This window comes from Erwinia sp. Eh17-17 (assembly GCF_039675725.1).
Taxonomy (GTDB): domain Bacteria; phylum Pseudomonadota; class Gammaproteobacteria; order Enterobacterales; family Enterobacteriaceae; genus Erwinia.
Genome location: NZ_JBDFQT010000008.1, coordinates 102,334 through 120,009 on the forward strand (window position 1 = coordinate 102,334; position 17,676 = coordinate 120,009).

Annotated in this window: 18 protein-coding genes; 9 read left to right on the plus strand and 9 right to left on the minus strand. The window is 55.2% G+C overall.

Going from position 1 to position 17,676, the window contains the following annotated elements; translation table 11 throughout:
• Positions 1 to 16 precede the first annotated feature (16 nt).
• The 9 genes from kdsC to npr all read left to right on the plus strand — a co-directional run bounded on the left by kdsC (position 17) and on the right by npr (position 6,012).
• Complete coding sequence (gene kdsC / locus ABEH87_RS18185) at positions 17 to 583, plus strand: 3-deoxy-manno-octulosonate-8-phosphatase KdsC (RefSeq protein ID WP_346578374.1); 567 nt, start codon at positions 17 to 19, stop codon at positions 581 to 583.
• On the plus strand, positions 580 to 1,155 hold the full coding sequence (gene lptC / locus ABEH87_RS18190) for an LPS export ABC transporter periplasmic protein LptC (protein ID WP_346578375.1): 576 nt from the start codon (positions 580 to 582) through the stop codon (positions 1,153 to 1,155). The genes kdsC and lptC overlap by 4 nt, the downstream gene beginning before the upstream one ends.
• Positions 1,127 to 1,675, plus strand: a complete 549-nt coding sequence (lptA, locus tag ABEH87_RS18195; RefSeq protein WP_346578377.1) for a lipopolysaccharide ABC transporter substrate-binding protein LptA — start codon at positions 1,127 to 1,129, stop codon at positions 1,673 to 1,675. Before lptC ends, lptA begins: the two co-directional genes overlap by 29 nt.
• A 5-nt stretch (positions 1,676 to 1,680) precedes the next feature.
• Entirely contained in the window at positions 1,681 to 2,406 is a 726-nt protein-coding gene (gene lptB / locus ABEH87_RS18200; protein ID WP_346578379.1) for an LPS export ABC transporter ATP-binding protein, read from the plus strand.
• Positions 2,407 to 2,454: 48 nt separating this feature from the next.
• A complete protein-coding gene (gene rpoN, locus ABEH87_RS18205) occupies positions 2,455 to 3,888 on the plus strand; it encodes an RNA polymerase factor sigma-54 (RefSeq protein ID WP_346578381.1) in 1,434 nt (477 codons plus the stop codon).
• A 22-nt stretch (positions 3,889 to 3,910) separates the two neighbouring features.
• Complete coding sequence (gene hpf / locus ABEH87_RS18210) at positions 3,911 to 4,198, plus strand: ribosome hibernation promoting factor (protein WP_346578383.1); 288 nt, start codon at positions 3,911 to 3,913, stop codon at positions 4,196 to 4,198.
• Positions 4,199 to 4,375: 177 nt separating this feature from the next.
• Positions 4,376 to 4,858 carry a PTS IIA-like nitrogen regulatory protein PtsN gene (gene ptsN / locus ABEH87_RS18215; RefSeq protein ID WP_346578384.1) on the plus strand — a complete coding sequence of 161 codons (483 nt, stop codon included), beginning with the start codon at positions 4,376 to 4,378 and terminating at the stop codon, positions 4,856 to 4,858.
• Positions 4,859 to 4,888: 30 nt separating this feature from the next.
• A complete protein-coding gene (gene rapZ, locus ABEH87_RS18220; RefSeq protein ID WP_346578386.1) occupies positions 4,889 to 5,743 on the plus strand; it encodes an RNase adapter RapZ in 855 nt (284 codons plus the stop codon).
• Complete coding sequence (gene npr, locus ABEH87_RS18225) at positions 5,740 to 6,012, plus strand: PTS phosphocarrier protein NPr (protein WP_154753154.1); 273 nt, start codon at positions 5,740 to 5,742, stop codon at positions 6,010 to 6,012. The genes rapZ and npr overlap by 4 nt, the downstream gene beginning before the upstream one ends.
• A 38-nt stretch (positions 6,013 to 6,050) precedes the next feature.
• On the opposite strand, the gene ABEH87_RS18230 is transcribed toward npr, so the two are convergent.
• The 9 genes from ABEH87_RS18230 to arcB form a co-directional block, all read right to left on the minus strand.
• Complete coding sequence (locus ABEH87_RS18230) at positions 6,051 to 6,797, minus strand: KDGP aldolase (RefSeq protein WP_346578388.1); 747 nt, start codon at positions 6,795 to 6,797, stop codon at positions 6,051 to 6,053.
• Positions 6,784 to 7,905, minus strand: coding sequence for a DgaE family pyridoxal phosphate-dependent ammonia lyase (locus tag ABEH87_RS18235; protein ID WP_346578390.1), 1,122 nt, complete (start codon positions 7,903 to 7,905; stop codon positions 6,784 to 6,786). Before ABEH87_RS18235 ends, ABEH87_RS18230 begins: the two co-directional genes overlap by 14 nt.
• 10 nt (positions 7,906 to 7,915) lie before the next feature.
• A complete protein-coding gene (locus ABEH87_RS18240) occupies positions 7,916 to 8,776 on the minus strand; it encodes a PTS system mannose/fructose/sorbose family transporter subunit IID (protein ID WP_346578483.1) in 861 nt (286 codons plus the stop codon).
• Positions 8,770 to 9,522: a PTS sugar transporter subunit IIC gene (locus tag ABEH87_RS18245; RefSeq protein ID WP_346578392.1), complete on the minus strand. Its 753-nt coding sequence runs from the start codon at positions 9,520 to 9,522 to the stop codon at positions 8,770 to 8,772. The genes ABEH87_RS18240 and ABEH87_RS18245 overlap by 7 nt, the downstream gene beginning before the upstream one ends.
• Positions 9,523 to 9,546: 24 nt before the next feature.
• Positions 9,547 to 10,032 carry a PTS sugar transporter subunit IIB gene (locus tag ABEH87_RS18250; protein WP_346578394.1) on the minus strand — a complete coding sequence of 162 codons (486 nt, stop codon included), beginning with the start codon at positions 10,030 to 10,032 and terminating at the stop codon, positions 9,547 to 9,549.
• A gap of 22 nt (positions 10,033 to 10,054) precedes the next feature.
• Positions 10,055 to 10,453, minus strand: coding sequence for a PTS sugar transporter subunit IIA (locus ABEH87_RS18255; protein WP_346578395.1), 399 nt, complete (start codon positions 10,451 to 10,453; stop codon positions 10,055 to 10,057).
• Between the two features lie 138 nt (positions 10,454 to 10,591).
• Complete coding sequence (locus ABEH87_RS18260; RefSeq protein ID WP_346578396.1) at positions 10,592 to 13,363, minus strand: sigma 54-interacting transcriptional regulator; 2,772 nt, start codon at positions 13,361 to 13,363, stop codon at positions 10,592 to 10,594.
• Positions 13,364 to 13,469: 106 nt separating this feature from the next.
• Positions 13,470 to 14,195, minus strand: a complete 726-nt coding sequence (gene mtgA, locus ABEH87_RS18265; protein ID WP_346578398.1) for a monofunctional biosynthetic peptidoglycan transglycosylase — start codon at positions 14,193 to 14,195, stop codon at positions 13,470 to 13,472.
• Between the two features lie 793 nt (positions 14,196 to 14,988).
• Positions 14,989 to 17,328: an aerobic respiration two-component sensor histidine kinase ArcB gene (arcB, locus tag ABEH87_RS18270; protein WP_346578400.1), complete on the minus strand. Its 2,340-nt coding sequence runs from the start codon at positions 17,326 to 17,328 to the stop codon at positions 14,989 to 14,991.
• Positions 17,329 to 17,676 lie beyond the last annotated feature (348 nt).

Here is a 17,676-nt window from a genome sequence, read left to right on the forward strand (position 1 = left end):
AAGGAATCGAATAATAATGAGTCATCCACCAGCCACCGTAGAGACCTGTTACGGTGCAGTCAGTCTGCAGGTCATGACGCAGGCGCAGAACATAAAACTGCTGATCTGCGATGTTGACGGCGTCATGTCGGACGGCGTGATCTACCAGGGTAACAGCGGCGAAGAGCTGAAGGCCTTCAATGTGCGCGATGGCTACGGCATCCGCTGTCTGCTGACCAGCGATATTGAGGTGGCCATTATTACCGGCCGCAAAGCCAAATTGCTGGAAGATCGCTGCGCCACGTTAGGGATTACTCATCTTTACCAGGGGCAGACCGATAAGCTTTTGGCCTTCCGCGAACTTCTGGATACACTGTCACTGCGTGCAGAGCAGGTCGCCTACATTGGCGATGACCTGATCGACTGGCCGGTCATGGCCGAAGTGGGTCTGAGCGTGACAGTGGCCGATGCGCACCCGGTTTTACTGCCCCGCGCGGACTACGTGACGCGGATTGCCGGTGGTCGGGGTGCTGTAAGGGAAATTTGCGATCTCATATTGATCGCACAGGGTAAGTTTGATGAGGCCAAAGGGCAGTCTGTATGAGTAAAACAAGACGCTGGATAACACTGATTCTGGCACTGATTGCCATTGTACTGATTGGCTGGAATCTGACGGCGTCGGACGACGACGACGCCGCAAAGAAGACCGATAATAACGAACCGACGTATATGAGCGATAACTCACATACCGTCGTTTATAACCCCGAAGGGGCACTGAGCTATAAGCTGGTCTCTGACAAAGTGACCTACTTTTCCGCTGATGCGGTGAGCTGGTTCGATAACCCGGTGATGATCACTTACGACGAGAACAAGGTGCCAACCTGGTCTGTACGGAGTGATAAGGCAAAACTGACGAACGACCGTATGCTGTATCTGTACGGCCATGTCGAAGTTAACAGCCTGACAAAAGACTCACAGCTTGAGCGTATCAAAACGGATAACGCTCAAATCAACCTGACAACGCAGGACGTCACCTCTGACGATCAGGTAACACTTTATGGCCGCAGCTTTAACTCTACAGGTATGAAGATGCGTGGGAATTTACGGAAGAAAACTGCTGAGTTGATTGAAAAGGTCAAAACATCTTATGAAATTCAAAATGAACAAAAGCCTTAAGTTACTGACTGCGACCCTCCTGCTCGCCGCAAGCGTTCCGGCTTTCGCACTGACCGGCGATTCAGACCAGCCGGTGAACGTGGATTCGGAAAACCAGGCGCTGGATATGCAGGGCAACGTGGCTACCTTCACCGGCAAAGTGATCGTGACGCAGGGAACGATCAAAATCACCGCAGACAAAGTGGTCGTGACCCGTCCAGGCGGCGACAGCAAGAAAACCATTGTGGATGCTTACGGCAACCCGGCGACCTTCTATCAGATGCAGGACAGCGGCAAACCGGTGCAGGGCCACGCCCAGAAAATGCACTATGAGCTGGAAAAGGACCTGGTTGAATTAACCGGCAATGCCTATCTGGAACAGCTCGACAGCAATGTGAAAGGCGATCGTATTACCTATCTGGTGAAAGAGCAGAAAATGCAGGCCTTTGGCAGCACGGGCAAACGTGTCACCACCGTACTGGTACCGTCACAGTTGCAGGACAAAGGCACACCGTCAAACGGTCAGAAAAAGAGTAACTAACGAACATGGCAACCTTAATTGCGGAAAACCTCGCGAAGGCTTACAAAGGCCGCCGCGTGGTTGAAGATGTCAGCCTTCAGGTGAAGTCTGGTGAGATTGTGGGCCTGCTTGGCCCAAACGGTGCCGGTAAAACCACCACGTTTTACATGGTAGTCGGAATTGTGCCGCGTGATGCTGGCCGCATTGTGATCGACGATGAAGACATCAGTATTTTGCCTCTGCACGCGCGCGCGCGCCGTGGCATCGGCTATCTGCCTCAGGAAGCGTCGATCTTCCGCCGCCTGAGTGTCTATGACAACCTGATGGCGGTATTGCAGATCCGTGACGATCTGACCAGCGAGCAGCGTGAAGACCGGGCGAATGAACTGCTGGAAGAGTTCCATATCGAACACCTGCGTGAAAACCTCGGTCAGTCGCTTTCGGGCGGTGAACGCCGTCGCGTGGAGATCGCCCGTGCGCTGGCGGCCAATCCTAAGTTTATTCTGCTGGATGAGCCGTTTGCCGGTGTTGACCCGATTTCTGTTATTGATATTAAAAAAATCATCGAGCACCTGCGCGACAGCGGCCTGGGTGTTCTGATTACCGACCATAACGTCCGTGAAACGCTGGCAGTCTGTGAGCGTGCCTATATCGTCAGCCAGGGGCATTTGATCGCCCACGGCACCCCGGAAGCGATCCTGGCCGATGAACAAGTTAAGCGTGTCTATTTGGGCGAAGAGTTCAGACTCTGATAAGGTGTTTGCATTCGGTAAGATTTCTGGGGAATTAATACTCTGAACATGAAGCAAGGTTTACAACTCAGGCTGAGTCAACAGCTTGCCATGACGCCACAGTTGCAGCAGGCCATTCGCCTGCTGCAACTCTCTACGCTTGAGCTACAGCAGGAAATTCAGTTGGCGCTGGAAAGTAACCCGTTGCTGGAACAGACCGACATTCACGAAGAAATTGATACCCGCGAATATCAGGAAACCGAAGCGCTGGATACCAGAGAAGCGCTGGAACAAAAGGATATGCCCGAAGAGTTACCGCTGGATGCCACGTGGGACGAAATTTATACCGCAGGCACGCCATCAGGGACGGGTACCGATTACCACGACGACGAAATGCCGGTCTATCAGGGTGAAACCACCCAGACGCTACAGGATTATCTGATGTGGCAGGTCGAGCTGACGCCGTTTACCGATACTGACCGCGCCATCGCGACGTCGATTGTGGATGCCGTCGACGACACCGGTTATCTGACGGTTTCGCTGGAAGAAGTGCTTGAGAGTATGGGTAACGATGACCTGACCCTCGACGAAGTGGAAGCGGTGCTGAAACGTGTACAGCGTTTTGACCCGGTGGGCGTGTGTGCGCGTGATTTACGCGACTGTCTGCTGGTTCAGCTGTCACAATTTTCGGCCGATCTACCGCTGCTGAAAGAAGCCCGTCTGATCGTCAGTGAGCACCTCGACCTGCTGGCCAACCATGACTTCCGCAGCCTGATGCGCGTCACCCGCCTCAAAGAAGAGGTGCTGAAAGGTGCGATGCAGGTCATCCAGACGCTCGACCCCCGTCCGGGGCAGTCGATCAATACTCAGGAACCTGAGTATGTCATCCCGGATGTGCTGGTGCGTAAAGTCAGCAATCGCTGGACGGTGGAGCTAAACGCCGACAGCGTGCCACGCCTGAAGATCAACCAGCATTACGCCTCGCTGGGCTCCAGCTCGCGCAGCGATAGTGATTCGCAATTTATCCGCAGTAATCTGCAGGAAGCGAAATGGCTGATTAAAAGTCTGGAAAGCCGCAATGACACATTGTTAAAAGTGACGCGCTGTATTGTCGAACAGCAGCAGGCCTTTTTCGAGCAGGGTGAAGAGCACATGCGCCCGATGGTGCTGGCCGATATTGCCAGTGCGGTAGAAATGCATGAATCGACAATTTCTCGTGTGACCACCCAGAAGTATCTGCACAGTCCACGGGGCATTTTTGAACTGAAGTATTTTTTCTCCAGTCACGTCAATACTGAGGGCGGAGGCGAAGCCTCCTCCACGGCGATCCGTGCGCTGGTGAAAAAGTTAATCTCGACGGAGAATCCCGTCAAACCACTCAGCGACAGCAAGCTGACGACCCTGCTTTCCGAACAGGGAATTATGGTCGCCCGGCGCACTGTGGCAAAATACCGAGAGTCTTTATCCATCCCGCCATCAAATCAGCGCAAACAGCTGGTCTGAACGAACAGAGAAGGAAGACACTATGCAGCTCAATATCACTGGACAACACGTTGAAATCACCGAGCCACTGCGTGATTTTTTGACTGAAAAGTTTGCCAAACTGGAACATTATTTTGATCGGATTAATCAGGTCTATATTGTGTTGAAAGTGGAGAAAGTGACACAGATTGCAGATGCAACGCTGCATGTGAACGGTGGGGAGCTGCATGCCACCTCGGAAGATAAAGACATGTACGCGGCGATTGACGGGTTGATAGACAAGCTCGCACGCCAGTTAAATAAACATAAAGACAAGCTAAAACAACACTAAATCTCACGATGCATTGATTGTTTATTTCGGGCCTCACGGTGGTGAGGACGCTGAAAGCGGTATCGGCTCGTATTCTTCAGGGAATACGAGCCGTTAATCAATACGGCATGTTAATCTCTTGATCTGAACGTCGGTGAAGAACAACCTGCCTGCGGAAGTGAAAAGTTAAGTGAAACTATGATGAACAATGATCTAAAACTGGAACTGGGCTCCGTGCTGAGCGTCTCCTGCACTCGTAATGGCGTACATTGCCAGAGTAAAAAACGGGCGCTGGAAATCATCAGCGAACTGGCGGCTAAACAGCTTAATCTTCCGCATCAGACCATTTTTGAAGCGATCCTGACGCGTGAAAGAATGGGCAGTACCGGTATTGGTAATGGCATTGCCATCCCGCACGGCAAGCTGGAGGAAGATACTCTGCGTGCCGTGGGCGTCTTTATTCGCCTTGACCAGCCCATTGCATTCGATGCGATTGATAATCAGCCTGTGGACCTGCTGTTTGCCCTGCTGGTACCCGCCGATCAATGTAAAACACATCTGCATACGCTCTCTCTGGTGGCCAAGCGCCTGGCGGACAAAACCGTCCTGCGACGCCTGCGTTCAGCACAAAGCGATGAGGATCTTTACCAGATCATCACGGAAGATCACGAAGAGAGCTAGTCAAGCGGGCTAAATGAGGGGAATTGTGAAATGGTGCTGATGATCGTCAGCGGACGTTCAGGCTCAGGTAAGTCAGTTGCCCTGCGGGCGCTGGAGGACATGGGCTTTTACTGCGTGGACAACTTACCCGTCGTCCTGCTGCCAGACCTGGCGAACTCGCTGGCGGAACGTAATATGTCCGCCGCGGTAAGCATTGACGTGCGTAACATGCCGGAATCTCCGGAAGTCTTTGAAACCGCACTGAACAGCCTGCCTGACTGCTTTTCGCCGCAGCTGCTGTTCCTTGATGCCGACCGCAATACGCTGATTCGCCGCTACAGCGATACCCGCCGTCTGCATCCGCTCTCCAGTAAGAATCTGTCGCTGGAAAGCGCGATTGATGAAGAGAGCGACCTGCTGGAACCGCTGCGTTCCCGCGCCGACCTGATTATCGATACATCGGAAATGTCAGTACACGAGCTGGCAGAAATGCTGCGTACCCGCCTGCTGGGCAAGCGTGAGCGTGAGCTGACCATGGTGTTCGAGTCTTTTGGCTTCAAACACGGTATCCCGATTGATGCGGACTACGTTTTTGACGTGCGTTTTCTGCCTAACCCGCACTGGGACCCGAAGCTGCGCCCGATGACCGGTCTTGACCGCCCGGTTGCCGCTTTCCTCGACCGTCATACCGAAGTGCATAACTTTATCTATCAGACACGCAGCTACCTTGAGCTGTGGCTACCGATGCTGGAAACCAACAACCGTAGCTATCTGACCGTGGCCATAGGCTGCACTGGCGGCAAACACCGTTCTGTATATATTGCTGAACAGCTGGCAGATTACTTCCGCTCACGCGGTAAAAACGTACAGTCCCGTCACCGCACGCTGGAAAAACGCAAATCATGACCGTGAAGCAAACTGTTGAGATCAAAAACAAGCTGGGCATGCACGCGCGCCCGGCGATGAAGCTGTTTGAACTGGTGCAGAGTTTTGATGCGGAAGTGCTGTTGCGCAATGAAAGCGGCACGGAAGCAGAAGCCAGCAGCGTGATCGCTCTGCTGATGCTTGACTCCGCCAAGGGCGGGCACATTGAAGTGGAAGCCAGCGGCCCTCAGGAAGAGGAAGCGCTGGCTGCGGTGATTGATCTGTTCAACGCCGGCTTCGACGAAGACTAATCCTTTTACAGGCCGGAGCAAGACCGGCCTGTCTTCCTTTATGACATCAGCGCTTTCACCTGCTGCATCAGACTGGCAACATCTTCCGGCCGCGTTCTGCCACTCTGTTTATCAATAATCGAACTGTAGATATGCGGCATCACCTTTGCCACTCCGGCACGCAGGCAGGTTTCCAGAATAATGCTGAAGTTCTCCAGATCGATACCGCCGGTCGGTTCGATCATTGTCATTCCCCGGCGCACCGCGCTCTCTGCCAGCGCCCTGAGTTCCGCCAGCGACTTCTCGCCGCCCATTGGGAAGAACTTGGCGGCATGCGCCCCCATATCCAGCATCATCGCCACAGCACTGTCGCAGTCAGCCATGACCGGCTGCTGTTTTGCACTGCGCTCTCCGGTAGAAACCATCACCCTGCCCGGCTGCCCCGATGGGCTGACCAGCGCATTAATACAGGTATGGTGGCTACCCGCCTGCGCCAGCGCTCCGGCGGCAAAACCGGCACCGGTAAAGGTCTGATTGACGTGCGCGCTCCGGGTCGCCGCGGCAATCAGTCCGGCTTTAACAGACTGCGTCGGATCCCCCGCCCCGAGCCCGACGGAAATCGCCGGGATGGCGCGGGTCCAGCGAGCCACCTCCTGCACGCCCTGCTCCACATCAGCAAACTGCGACGACAGCACGCCAATAACCGCATGACCTTCCGCCGCGTCATAAATTTCACGCGCGTTTTCCAGGTCGCAGGCTAAAATGTTGATGGCCACACGACCGCGATAAAATTCAATATGTTGCATAAGCCCCTCCCTGTTTTTCTGCAATCTCTGCCAGCCTGTCGATAATGATATTCAGCTCCTCAGCCGCCAGCGTGCGCGGGTCAAGACTGAAAACTCCCTGATGCAGCTGATAGCAGCGCGGATAAATAGCCATCTCCCCCTCATGCAGCAGATCAACCACCTCACGGGCGCTCAGCCCCAGCCTGGCAGCATCGGTCGCAATTCGGATACGCCAGATGGCACGTCCGGCCTCATCCTGTTCGATATCTGCCGTAAACCCTGACAGTGCGTTAATCGCCGCGACCGCTGGCCGCAGCGCCTCTGCGCTGGCAGGTTGTTCCTGCTGGTACAGCTCCAGGGCTTTCACCAGCCCGACCATATTTTCCTTGCCAATTTTCATCGCGCGGGCAATACCGTTGTGCTGCGCTTTGCACCAGGCAATCCAGTGTTTACCACCGCTGACAAAGCCGGAGGTCGGGGCATTAAACGCTTTCGCCCCGCTGTAAATTACCATGTCGGCCCCGGCGGCCACGTAACAGCGCAGGTCTTCTTCCGCCGCCGCATCCACAATCAGCGGCAGCCGGTGACTGCGCGCCACCGCGACAAAGGTATCCAGCATCAGCATGCCCTTCTGTACCGCATGATGCGACTTGACGAAAAACAGCCCAGCGGTCTGTTCGTTAATCGCTTTCTCCAGCTGCCAGCGATACGCCAGATTACTCTGCCCCACCTCAACGACGCGTCCGCCGCCGAGACGGATCGCACTCGTTACCGGGGCGCCGTAATCCACGTTATGCCCGCGCAGCATCACAATCTGGTTCGCCATGCCGCTGCTGTCCGGCAGCTGTGCCACGCGGTCGGGTTCTCCCCGGCTGACGGCAGCCGCCACCGCAATGGCAATCCCTGCCGTCGCGCACGAGGTCACGTAGCTGTCCTGAGCGCCGGTATACTGCGACACCCGCTCACCGACACAGTCGACCAGCGCGTCGATCTCCACGAAACTGCCCGCGGCCTGCGCCACCGCCGCCATGACGCTGGCGGGCACGCTGGAGACGCCGAGGATAGTCATTTTCCCACAGGCATTAATCACCCGTTTTAGTCCCAGACTTTGATAGATATTCCCTGTCATGATGTGCTCCTTATAGCAAACCGGTCAGCGATCCGATCAGGCTGATCGCGACGACCGACAGCAGGATCGTGGTATAGCGTGGCCCTTTTTTTACCAGATAAAAGTAGATGGCAAACACCGCAGCCAGCGGCAGCAGGCCAGGCGCAATCGAGTCCAGAATCTGCTGAAATACCACCTCCGATCCTTCGAGAGCAACGATCTTAAACGGCGTGGTGATCTTCACATAGCTCGCTGACAGTGCGCCCATCATGACCAGCCCCAGCACGTTGGCACCGTAGATAAGCTCTTTGATCCTCCCGCCCTGCAGCAGGCCAATGATCGACTCGCGGCCAAGGGTATAGCCTTTGTGCGCCAGCCCGTAGCTCACCGCGAGGGTGATCGCGGTGTACAGCACCAGCGGCATAATCCCGCCGAACGCGCTGCCATTCGCGGCAAACGGGATGAAAATGGCAATCAACAGCGGCATGACCGCCGCCCAGATAACCGAATCGCCAATCCCCGCCAGCGGCCCCATCAGCCCGGTTTTTATCCCGGTAATAGAGGCATCAGAAATCGGCTCACCGCACGTCTTTTGCTCCTCCATTGCGATGGTTATGCCCTGGATCACCGCACCAAACGTCTGTTCGCTGTTAAAGAAGTTGAGATGGCGTTTTAACGCCTCCACCCGCTCCTCTTTTTCCGGATACAGTTTTTTGATAATCGGCGTCATCGAGGCGCAGAAAATTAAACTTTGCAGACGCTCATAGGAGTTGGAAACTTCCGCCCCAAGCCAGTAAATGAACCAGGCTCTGGTTATGTCACGCCGGGTCAGCGCCTTACTTTCACGCGCCCGCTCGACCAGCTCTTCCGGGATAGTGACACTGCTCATGATGAGGCTCCTTCCGTTTTGCCCAGGCCTTTAACCAGAAACGCCGCGCAGGTGCCGAAAATAGCCATCGCCATAATATCGACCTTGAGATACAGCACCGCGTAGAACCCGCCGATAAACCACGGCAGCAGGCTCTTTTTACCAATCACCATAATGGTGATGGCAAAGCCGAGCGCCGGTAAAATGCCGCCCATGATTTCAAAGGAATGCGTCAGCCAGTGCGGCATCAGCGCGAGAAATTTTTCCACCACGTTCTGGCCGAAATAGTTAGCGGCAAACACCACCGGAAAGCGGATCGCCAGACCGAGTAAGGCCGGCCAGAGAAACGCACAGCGCATAATGCCGGCCATATTGGCCTCTTCCGCATGGGCATCTGCCATGTGGACCCAGGCGGCATTCAGCGTACGCCGCAGTTGGTCGAGGAAGACTCCGATAACGCCAAACGGGATCGCCAGCGCAATGGCAAGGTTCGCCTCCATACCGGCCTGCACCGCAATCGGAATAGAAATGCAGGCAGCCAGCGCCGGATCTGACGGTACGTTACCGCCAGGCGTCGAGGTGACGCCGAGATAAACCAGCTGCATCCCGGCGCCGATAATCATCGCCGTCTGCATGTTGCCGAGGATCAGTCCGACAAATACCGCAATCACAATCGGCTGCACCAGCATTCCGGAAAAGGAATAGCCGAGCCGCAGGCGGGCAAACCAGTAGTACAACCCCATACAGACCGCGATCCATAGCGTATCCATAGCATGCTCCTTTCAGTGAGGGACTCAGTATTTTTTCAGGACATCTTCCAGCGACTGCGGCTTATCTTCCGGGATCGTCTGGAACACCACGGTGACGCCTTTCGCCTGCAGATCGCCGAGGATCGCCACGTCGGCATCATCCAGCGTGATATTCTGGAACACCGCTTTACGCTTCGGCCCACCGCCGAGACCGCCGACCTGGATCGCCGCCACCTCGAACCCTTGCTGAATCGACTCCTGCACTGCCGCCAGCGACGGGAACAGCACCAGTACGTTACCCTCGCCCAGTTGATTTTCCTGCCATGCGGCGGCGAAGCTGCGGTTGCTGTAGCAGTCCACCTTAACGCCCGGCGGCGCAGCCATCAGGTAGATATTTTTCATAAACGGGTCGGCTTCCAGCTCGTCACTGACCACCGCGATACGGTTGGACTGCGACTGGCCGACCCATTTGGTCACCACCTGGCCATGAATCAGGCGGCTGTCGATACGGCATAAGGTAATTGTTGCCATGTTGGTTCTCCCTGAACGATGCTTAACGTTGTTGTTGAATATGTGCCACCACGTCGCGGCAGCTTTCCCGTCCCGCTGCGACCAGTTCGCTTACCTGTGCGGAAAGCGCCCCCTGCTCACGCAGATCCAGCGCCTGCAGCAACAGCGAGGCATTCAGCCCGCAGATGACGGCCACCGGATGGTCGAGACTAAGGCGGGCAGCGACATTCGAGGTGGTGCCGCCAATAAAATCGGTAAGGATCAGCGATCCCGCAGGCATCTTCGTTACCACCTGCTGTACCGAGTGATAGAAGTCGCTGAAGGTATCCACTGGCATTAACGCCAGCGTATGAACTCCGGCGATCTCGCCGACCACCATGCGCAGGCTGTTGCACAGCTCCGCACCCCAGCCACCGTGGGTCAGGATTAATATTTCAGGCATCGCTGCGTTGTTTTCCGTCACGTCATTCATCCGCTTAAAAGTGTGGTGAAATCACTGATTGCAACGGCTGTGCCAGGAAATGTGTCACGAGAGATAAGGGATGACGGGCAGCGGGCGCACGGCCCGCTGGAGCAGGAATCAGCTAAACAACAGCTGGTAAATATAGTGGTACTCGGCGTCGGAAAGCTGAATGGCATACGCCGCTTCAATGGCTGAAAACTGCGTTTTGATGACAGACAGGGCCACGGCATCGCGATCGCTGCCATTTTCCAGCACCATCTGTAACGGTTTACGGCTAATGACGATACGCTCGACCATACAGCAGCAGTGGATCAGGAAGCGAAGTGTCACCTGCCGCCCCGGACTGATATCCAGCTGCTGACACAGCTGTTGTAAAATCAGCTCCATCTCCTGCAGGATGCGGCGGGGGTTAAGCACCGAAATCTGGTCGATTATGCTCTCCAGCGTCAGCGCGCTGACAAAGCGCAGCGCGCAGCGTTCCACCTCCTGGCGCCGTTCCGCGCGGTGCAGGTCTGGGTCAAACAGGCCCAGAATCAGCTCCGGCCCCTGCTCCGAGAACAGCTCTTCCAGCGAAATAAACGGAATATCGGGCAACCCCGGCTGGAAAGTGCCGACAATGCCGACCAGCCGTTCGCCGGGCTGCAGCGACTGGCGCAGACGTTCCGGACTGCGCACGTCAGCGTAGTCGAGCATTAACAGTCGTGAATCCTGCCCCATCAGCTCGCCAAAACTCTCCTGTAACACCTTACGGATCTTCTCTGCCGTGCCCATCCCGGTGATACAGGAGACCACCAGCACGCGCGCGCCGCTGGCCTGTTCCGGCGTACACAGCTGACATTCAATGCCTTTGTCCGTCATACGCCGGTACAGCTGCGTCAAATCCCGCGTGTCGCAGGTCAGGTCCAGCCCTACCTCCAGCAGGCTGCTGAGGTTAATGCAGGGCAGCAGCAGGACATCAAGGGTGAAGAGCTGGCTGACGGTGCTGGCAAAATGGACCAGCGATCCCATATCCACCATCAGGATCAACCGGTCGTAACCCCGCCTGCGGATCTGCTGCGTCAGCTGATCCAGCGTGTCGTGCACCGACTGTTCGAAGGGCATATCAATGGCGCTGAATAGCTCCTGCTCCAGCACCTGATTAGCATACTGCGCCATGCTGGTGGCGGTAGTGGACCCGTGCGCGATCAGGATCACCCCAAGATCGGGACTGGCTTCGACCTGCTGGCGGTGCTGACGACAGGCTTTAAGAAACAGGCACAGATAGACGATCTCGGTGGGTGGGCACTGGATCGCAAACGCATCATCGATGAAGCGAACCAGCTCGACGGCGTGCTGATACTCATCCTGGCAGTGGTCGAGGATCAGGCTGGAAGAGTAAATCTGGGGGATCACGCCGCGCTGAACATAATCCAGCAGCACCAGAATATGCCTGCGCAGATGATTCACCCGATTCTCCGGCAGGCTGAAACCCGTGACCTGCTCAATGCGCTGGATCAGACCGCACAGTCGCTGCGCCATCTGCCCGTTGACAGTAATGGTGGCGCTGTCGCGGCTGTAAAGACCGTATTTGAATATCGAACGCAGTTTGTTTTTCAGAATGGCCAGCGTTTCGGGGGCCGGAACATTGCTGTTACGCAGGCTGACATACTCGCGGGTGAGGAAGTGATAAAACGGGTCGCTCTCCTCCTGTCCGGCCAGATCCGACAGCGCGGTCGCAGCCGGCAACATCACCCTGTCGCTGATCTCCAGCCAGGTGCGATCGGCAAACAGCGTAGCGATACGCTGATGCAGCGCTGAGGAGGGGGACACGGGTGGCACGGCAAAACGTTTATCCAGCATCAGTGCGCCTTCCGGCCGGGACATATCCGCCGCCCAGGCCTGAGCACAGATAAACTGGATATCACTCTTCAACTGGCCGACATTGCCCGGCAGCGGTTTGGCCAGCAGCCACAGCATCAGTGCTTTATCGACCCGCAGCGGGCGGGCCGTTTTGGCACTTTCACGTTGGAGAAAAAAACGGCTCAGTTCAATCTGCTCCTCCAGCGTGCGTTCGCGCAGCGCGGGCAGTGCGATACGCACCTGAATACGGCGTAAAAAAGTGCGCAGCAGAGCTGAATCAACCGTCTCAGTGGTGGTGCAGATCAGGCGAATATTGACCCGCTGCGCCTCGCCGCTGGAACCCAGCGCCCGGTATTCACAGCGGTCGAGCAGCGAGAACAGCTTTTCCTGCCCCTCATACGGCAGACGGTGTATTTCATCCAGCAGCAGATAGCCGCCGTCAGCCTGGGCGACCAGGCCGGTTTTATCTTTAGCTGCGCCGGTAAAGGCTCCCTGACGGTGGCCGAACAGATGAGAGGAGAGCAGTTCAGGGTTATGAGCATATTCCGCGCAGTTGAAGTAGATAAAAGGCAGCGAGATATCTGGCTGTTGCTGGCGGGCAAACTGGTGCATCAGTTCGGCGAACCACGTTTTGCCGACGCCCGACGGCCCGGTCAGCAGCACATGCAGCCCGGCAGGATAAAGCACGGCCGCTTTGCCTTTTTCGATGGCGGAATGCAGGCTGCGCCGGTAACCAATCATCGCCTGGAAAGGATCGCTGACGTCCGGCGTCCGGGGCGTTAACAGCTGATGAAGCGTGTCCAGGTCGCTGATTTCCGCTGGCAGAGTCTGCCCGGCGGCAGACTCCAGCACGGCCCGGTGCAAAAAGTAGACCGGACGGGATTTGATCTTGATCGCCCGCCCGTCGCACCACAGCTGATTCAGCTCTTTACTGACAGAGTTGCGCGCCAGCCCCAGATTGAGGCCAATTTTTTGCGCGGTTGCCTGCGGGGCTCCGCTTTGCCGCGTCAGGCGCTCCAGCTCCTGACACACCGCATCAATGCGTTTCATAATCCCTTTATCCCTGTTTAACAATGCGTTACAACAGGGGACGTTAGCATAAAAACGGGGCTAAAAACGGGGTCTGTCTCCGCAGACCAGAGAAACAAGGATGTTCTTAATCCAGCTTGTGCTGACGCAGAAAACTTTCCCCTCCTAACTGACGCATCTGGCGCAAAATCCACTGCTGGCGCTGGCGAACATAGCCTGACGGCGCGTCGGCCCGGAAGCGGATCGGATTAGGCAGCACGGCGGCAAGCAGCGCCGCTTCGGACATGGATAAGCGACTGGCCGGTTTGTGGAAATAGCGCTGGGCGGCTTCTTCCACGCCAAACACCCCGTTGCCCATTTCGGCCACGTTGAGATAGACGGTCAGAATACGTCGCTTGGTCCAGACGGTTTCAATTCCCACCGTCAGCCCGGCCTCCAGCCCTTTACGTATCCAGCTTCGCCCGTCCCACAGGAATACATTTTTTGCCGTCTGCTGTGACAGCGTGGACGCCCCGCGCATACCGGCCTTTTCGCCGTCACTGTCCAGCACCGACTGGATAGCCTCCACGTCAAAACCCCAGTGAGTGGGGAATTTCTGATCTTCGGAAGCGATCACCGCCAGCGCCATCCACGGGGAGATATCATCCATGCCCACCCAGTCCGAGTGGGCGACATAGCTGAAGTTACCGCTAAACCAGGCACCGAGCTGTCGTTCAACCATCACCGCAGAAAAGGGGACGGGCAGAAAGGCAAAAGCCACAATACCCGTCAACCATAAACCCACGACGCCCAGAACCAGACGAAATAGCATTGATTTTATCCGCGCCATTGCGCGCGATTTATTACGGCTCATGCCTGAGTATCCACTCCAAATTGATCAGTATGAAAATTCACCAGGTTCTCTCCAACATTGTTAAGTCTCTCTACATAAGCGGAATCGGTTCCATAAAATCACGCTGTTTTGCTCCGTTCCGTTATGGATCTGCCAGGCACCGAAATTGCATTAAATCAATTGGTTCAGCCTGCTAATAAATTTCTGCCGGTGCTTTTTGGAAATTATCGTCCCGCGCAAGAAAATGACACAGGATTCAGTCGAGATGGAACGATTTTTCTCCGTTTTAAACCACTGGTAAGAGCAGTTTATCTTGCTGAACGGAGTCAGCTTTATCCTGAGTTAGCAGAGTGTTTTGATAATTTTTGCTAGCAGAAACCAAAACGTTTCGGAAAACACTGGCAATACAAGGCTAAATCATCGTAAAAACAAGACACTAAACTCACTCATCGCCCCGTTCAGAGAGTCTGTTCAGTTGATAAGAAAAATACCCTGCCGACAATAAATTCTGCGTCAATCACCTTGCCGGAATTAAAATTGCAATCGCTCATTAAACATGCGATTCGTCGGAATTATTAATAACATGCTTGACTAAGAAGTAAAAATCGGGTCTTCTATTTAGGAACCTTGCTCAACATCACACATCTTAATGAATCCGGTAACAAGTTACGTCAGATTTGCTAAAGTAGTGACTGAGCTTTGAAAGTTCAACCAATACCAAACCTGTGCTTCAGACGATTCTAGTTAGAACAGCGCAGGTTACCATTTTCCCTGGTGTTGGCGCAGTATTCGCGCACCCCGGCTTCGGTCGGGGTCATTTTTTTTCAGCATCCGTCACCCACTGCCGCAATACATCCACATCTTTACGCCACTCTTGTTTCAGCTCGTCGATCCATTCCTGAACGTTATCCCACCAGGCCGGTAGCTCAGGGCTCTGAATCTGTTTTGCGATCTGCTGCAAATGCGTCAATCCGACGGAACCTGCCGCCCCCTTAATTTTATGCCCCTCTTCCGCAATGCCTTTCTGATCGCGCGCCATCATGTTTGAGTCAAGCACAGCCAGATAGCCCGGCATCATCTGTTCAAACATGGCCAGACTCTGGTGGATCAGGCCCGGCCCGACCAGCTCGATATACTGCTCAAGCATCGGGACATCCAGCAGGGCCAGTTTTTTCTCATCCATCGTGAACTCCGGTTCGCTGGACAGTTCGTCAGCCTGGAAATCCCAGTATTTTTTGATCATGGCGGTGAGGGCAGGAACGGCCAGCGGCTTGCTGAGCACGTCATCCATCCCGGCATCAAGATATTCGCGTTTATCCTTCAGAACGTTGGCGGTCAGCGCCACCAGCGGCGGAAGCTGCTTACCGGCATGGCGTTGATGAATGGCGCGTGCCACGTCCAGCCCGGTCATATCCGGCAGCTGAATGTCCAGCAGCACCAGGTCAAACTCTTCCGGGTCAAACATATCCAGCGCGGCCTGGCCGGTCATCGCCACTTCAACGCTGTTACCCAGTTTTTCCAGCACCGAACGTGCCACCACCACGTTCAGCTCAATATCTTCCACCAGCAGCACGTGCAGCGCCGGCAGCGGCAGATCGTCTTCTGCCTGCTCATCCTGCGGCTCTTCCTCAACGCGCGGTGCGTTGAGCGTCAGGGTAAAGCAGGAACCCTGCCCCGGTGAGCTATGTACGCTGATGTCGCCGCCCATGCTTTGCGCCAGACGACGGGAAACGGCCAGCCCGATGCCGGTGCCGGTTGCCGGTTTGCCGCCGCGCTGGTCTTTCACCTGATAGTACATCGCAAAAATCTTGTCCTGCTCATCCTGAGGGATGCCCATGCCGGAGTCCTTCACCTCAAAGCACAGACGGCCATCCTGCTGATAACCGACCCGCACCACAATCTCCCCCTTCTGGGTAAACTTCACGGCATTGCCGATCAGGTTCCACAGGATCTGGCGCAGGCGCGTACCGTCGGCAATGATTTTATGCGGCAGAGGTAAATCCGGTGCCAGCACGAACTTCAGTCCTTTTGGCTCGGCCAGAAGTCCGGAAAGATTCTCAAGGTCTGCGAGGAAGCCGGTGAAATCGATGGGTTGGTTATCCAGCTGCACTTTACGTCGATCGATTTTGTCCATCTCGATCACGTCATTGAAAATGTTGCCGAGGGTAATAGCGGAAACATGGATCGTTTTTAGATATTTCAGCTGCTCCTGGTTGAGGTCAGTATCCAGAAGAATGCGGCTCAACCCGACAATGCCATTAAGCGGCGTACGAAGCTCATGGCTAATCGTTGAGATAAATGTGGTCTTTTCCCTGCTGGCGTTCTCTAACGCGTCCTGATAACGCTTACGCTCGGTTATATCGCGCCCAAAGCCCATCAGCCCGCTACGTTTCCCCACGCGGTCGTAATAAGGCACCTTGCGGATCTCAAAACAGGCTTTGCGTCCGTCGGGATATTGCAGCCACTGTTCGTAGGTCAGCGACACATTATGACGGAACACTTTCTCATCGGTTTCCAGCACCTTGGTCGCCGCATCGTCGTCATACACTTCTTTTGGCGACAGTCCGATCAGCTGCTTTTCGCTTTTGCCGGTCAGCAGCTCCATGGCGCGGTTACAGCCGGAAAACTGCTGGTCGCTGTTACGGTAAAACACCAGGTCGGGGGAGGCATCCAGGAACGAACGCAAAAAGGAGGACTGCTGCTCGAGTTCGATCTGCGCCTGCTCTCTGCGCACCATCTCCTCTTTGAGCTTGGCCATCACCTGCAAACGCGCCTCTTCAGCTTTAATTCGGTCGGCAATCTCCTGATTCAGCAGAGTGATATTCCCCTTCATTTGCTGATTCAGCTCAAGGTCGCGATTACGCATCTCTTCCAGCTTGTCCACCAGCCGGGCAAGGCGCTGACGCGACTCTTCTAACTGTTCCACCACCACCGATAAAAAGTAAACGGCCCAGGGGGTTATCAGCAGGCCAAAGAAGACCGAGCGCACCATATCAATGCTTTCAACATGGCCGCGCAGCACCATGGTCACCGCCATCTGCACTATCATCGCCAGTACCACCAGCGCCGACGCCAGCAGCAGCGAAAAGCGAACCAGCCCCAGTTTCACCATCAAATCGACGTAGTACTGCGCTAATAAACGAATTTGTTTCATATAGGATTCCTTCCGCTCTGATAGCGGCAATCATACCGGAATTGCCCCAAAGACCAACGCGCTATCTCACCTGCCGCACGGCAGAATATTGCACAGTAACAGTGCAGCAGCACCCACAGCCGCAAGGGGGTTATCACGGGATTATCCGCGCCAGCGGCTGCTGGCATAGCAAACGCGCCTGAGCCGTCTCCTGCCTGGGTTCTGCGCGAAAAAATTATTTGTTCCCTCAGTGCAAAAAGTTATGCCAGGAGATATTGACTAAATTTTATAACTGCATAATCTGTAAGGCCGTTCTGAGTTCAGAGCGCCTTTCTCTTGTTGATAGTTTTCATAGCGATGACCCACATC

Coding starts and splice junctions, on each gene's coding strand:
- ABEH87_RS18230 (WP_346578388.1), bottom strand. CDS start 6,797: ATGCAACATATTGAATTTTATCGCGGTCGTGTGGCCATCAACATTTTA.
- ABEH87_RS18250 (WP_346578394.1), bottom strand. CDS start 10,032: ATGGCAACAATTACCTTATGCCGTATCGACAGCCGCCTGATTCATGGC.
- mtgA (WP_346578398.1), bottom strand. CDS start 14,195: ATGAGCCGTAATAAATCGCGCGCAATGGCGCGGATAAAATCAATGCTA.
- lptC (WP_346578375.1), top strand. CDS start 580: ATGAGTAAAACAAGACGCTGGATAACACTGATTCTGGCACTGATTGCC.
- rpoN (WP_346578381.1), top strand. CDS start 2,455: ATGAAGCAAGGTTTACAACTCAGGCTGAGTCAACAGCTTGCCATGACG.
- ABEH87_RS18245 (WP_346578392.1), bottom strand. CDS start 9,522: ATGGATACGCTATGGATCGCGGTCTGTATGGGGTTGTACTACTGGTTT.
- lptA (WP_346578377.1), top strand. CDS start 1,127: ATGAAATTCAAAATGAACAAAAGCCTTAAGTTACTGACTGCGACCCTC.
- ABEH87_RS18260 (WP_346578396.1), bottom strand. CDS start 13,363: ATGAAACGCATTGATGCGGTGTGTCAGGAGCTGGAGCGCCTGACGCGG.
- hpf (WP_346578383.1), top strand. CDS start 3,911: ATGCAGCTCAATATCACTGGACAACACGTTGAAATCACCGAGCCACTG.
- lptB (WP_346578379.1), top strand. CDS start 1,681: ATGGCAACCTTAATTGCGGAAAACCTCGCGAAGGCTTACAAAGGCCGC.
- rapZ (WP_346578386.1), top strand. CDS start 4,889: ATGGTGCTGATGATCGTCAGCGGACGTTCAGGCTCAGGTAAGTCAGTT.
- ABEH87_RS18235 (WP_346578390.1), bottom strand. CDS start 7,905: ATGACAGGGAATATCTATCAAAGTCTGGGACTAAAACGGGTGATTAAT.
- arcB (WP_346578400.1), bottom strand. CDS start 17,328: ATGAAACAAATTCGTTTATTAGCGCAGTACTACGTCGATTTGATGGTG.
- ptsN (WP_346578384.1), top strand. CDS start 4,376: ATGATGAACAATGATCTAAAACTGGAACTGGGCTCCGTGCTGAGCGTC.
- kdsC (WP_346578374.1), top strand. CDS start 17: ATGAGTCATCCACCAGCCACCGTAGAGACCTGTTACGGTGCAGTCAGT.
- ABEH87_RS18255 (WP_346578395.1), bottom strand. CDS start 10,453: ATGCCTGAAATATTAATCCTGACCCACGGTGGCTGGGGTGCGGAGCTG.
- npr (WP_154753154.1), top strand. CDS start 5,740: ATGACCGTGAAGCAAACTGTTGAGATCAAAAACAAGCTGGGCATGCAC.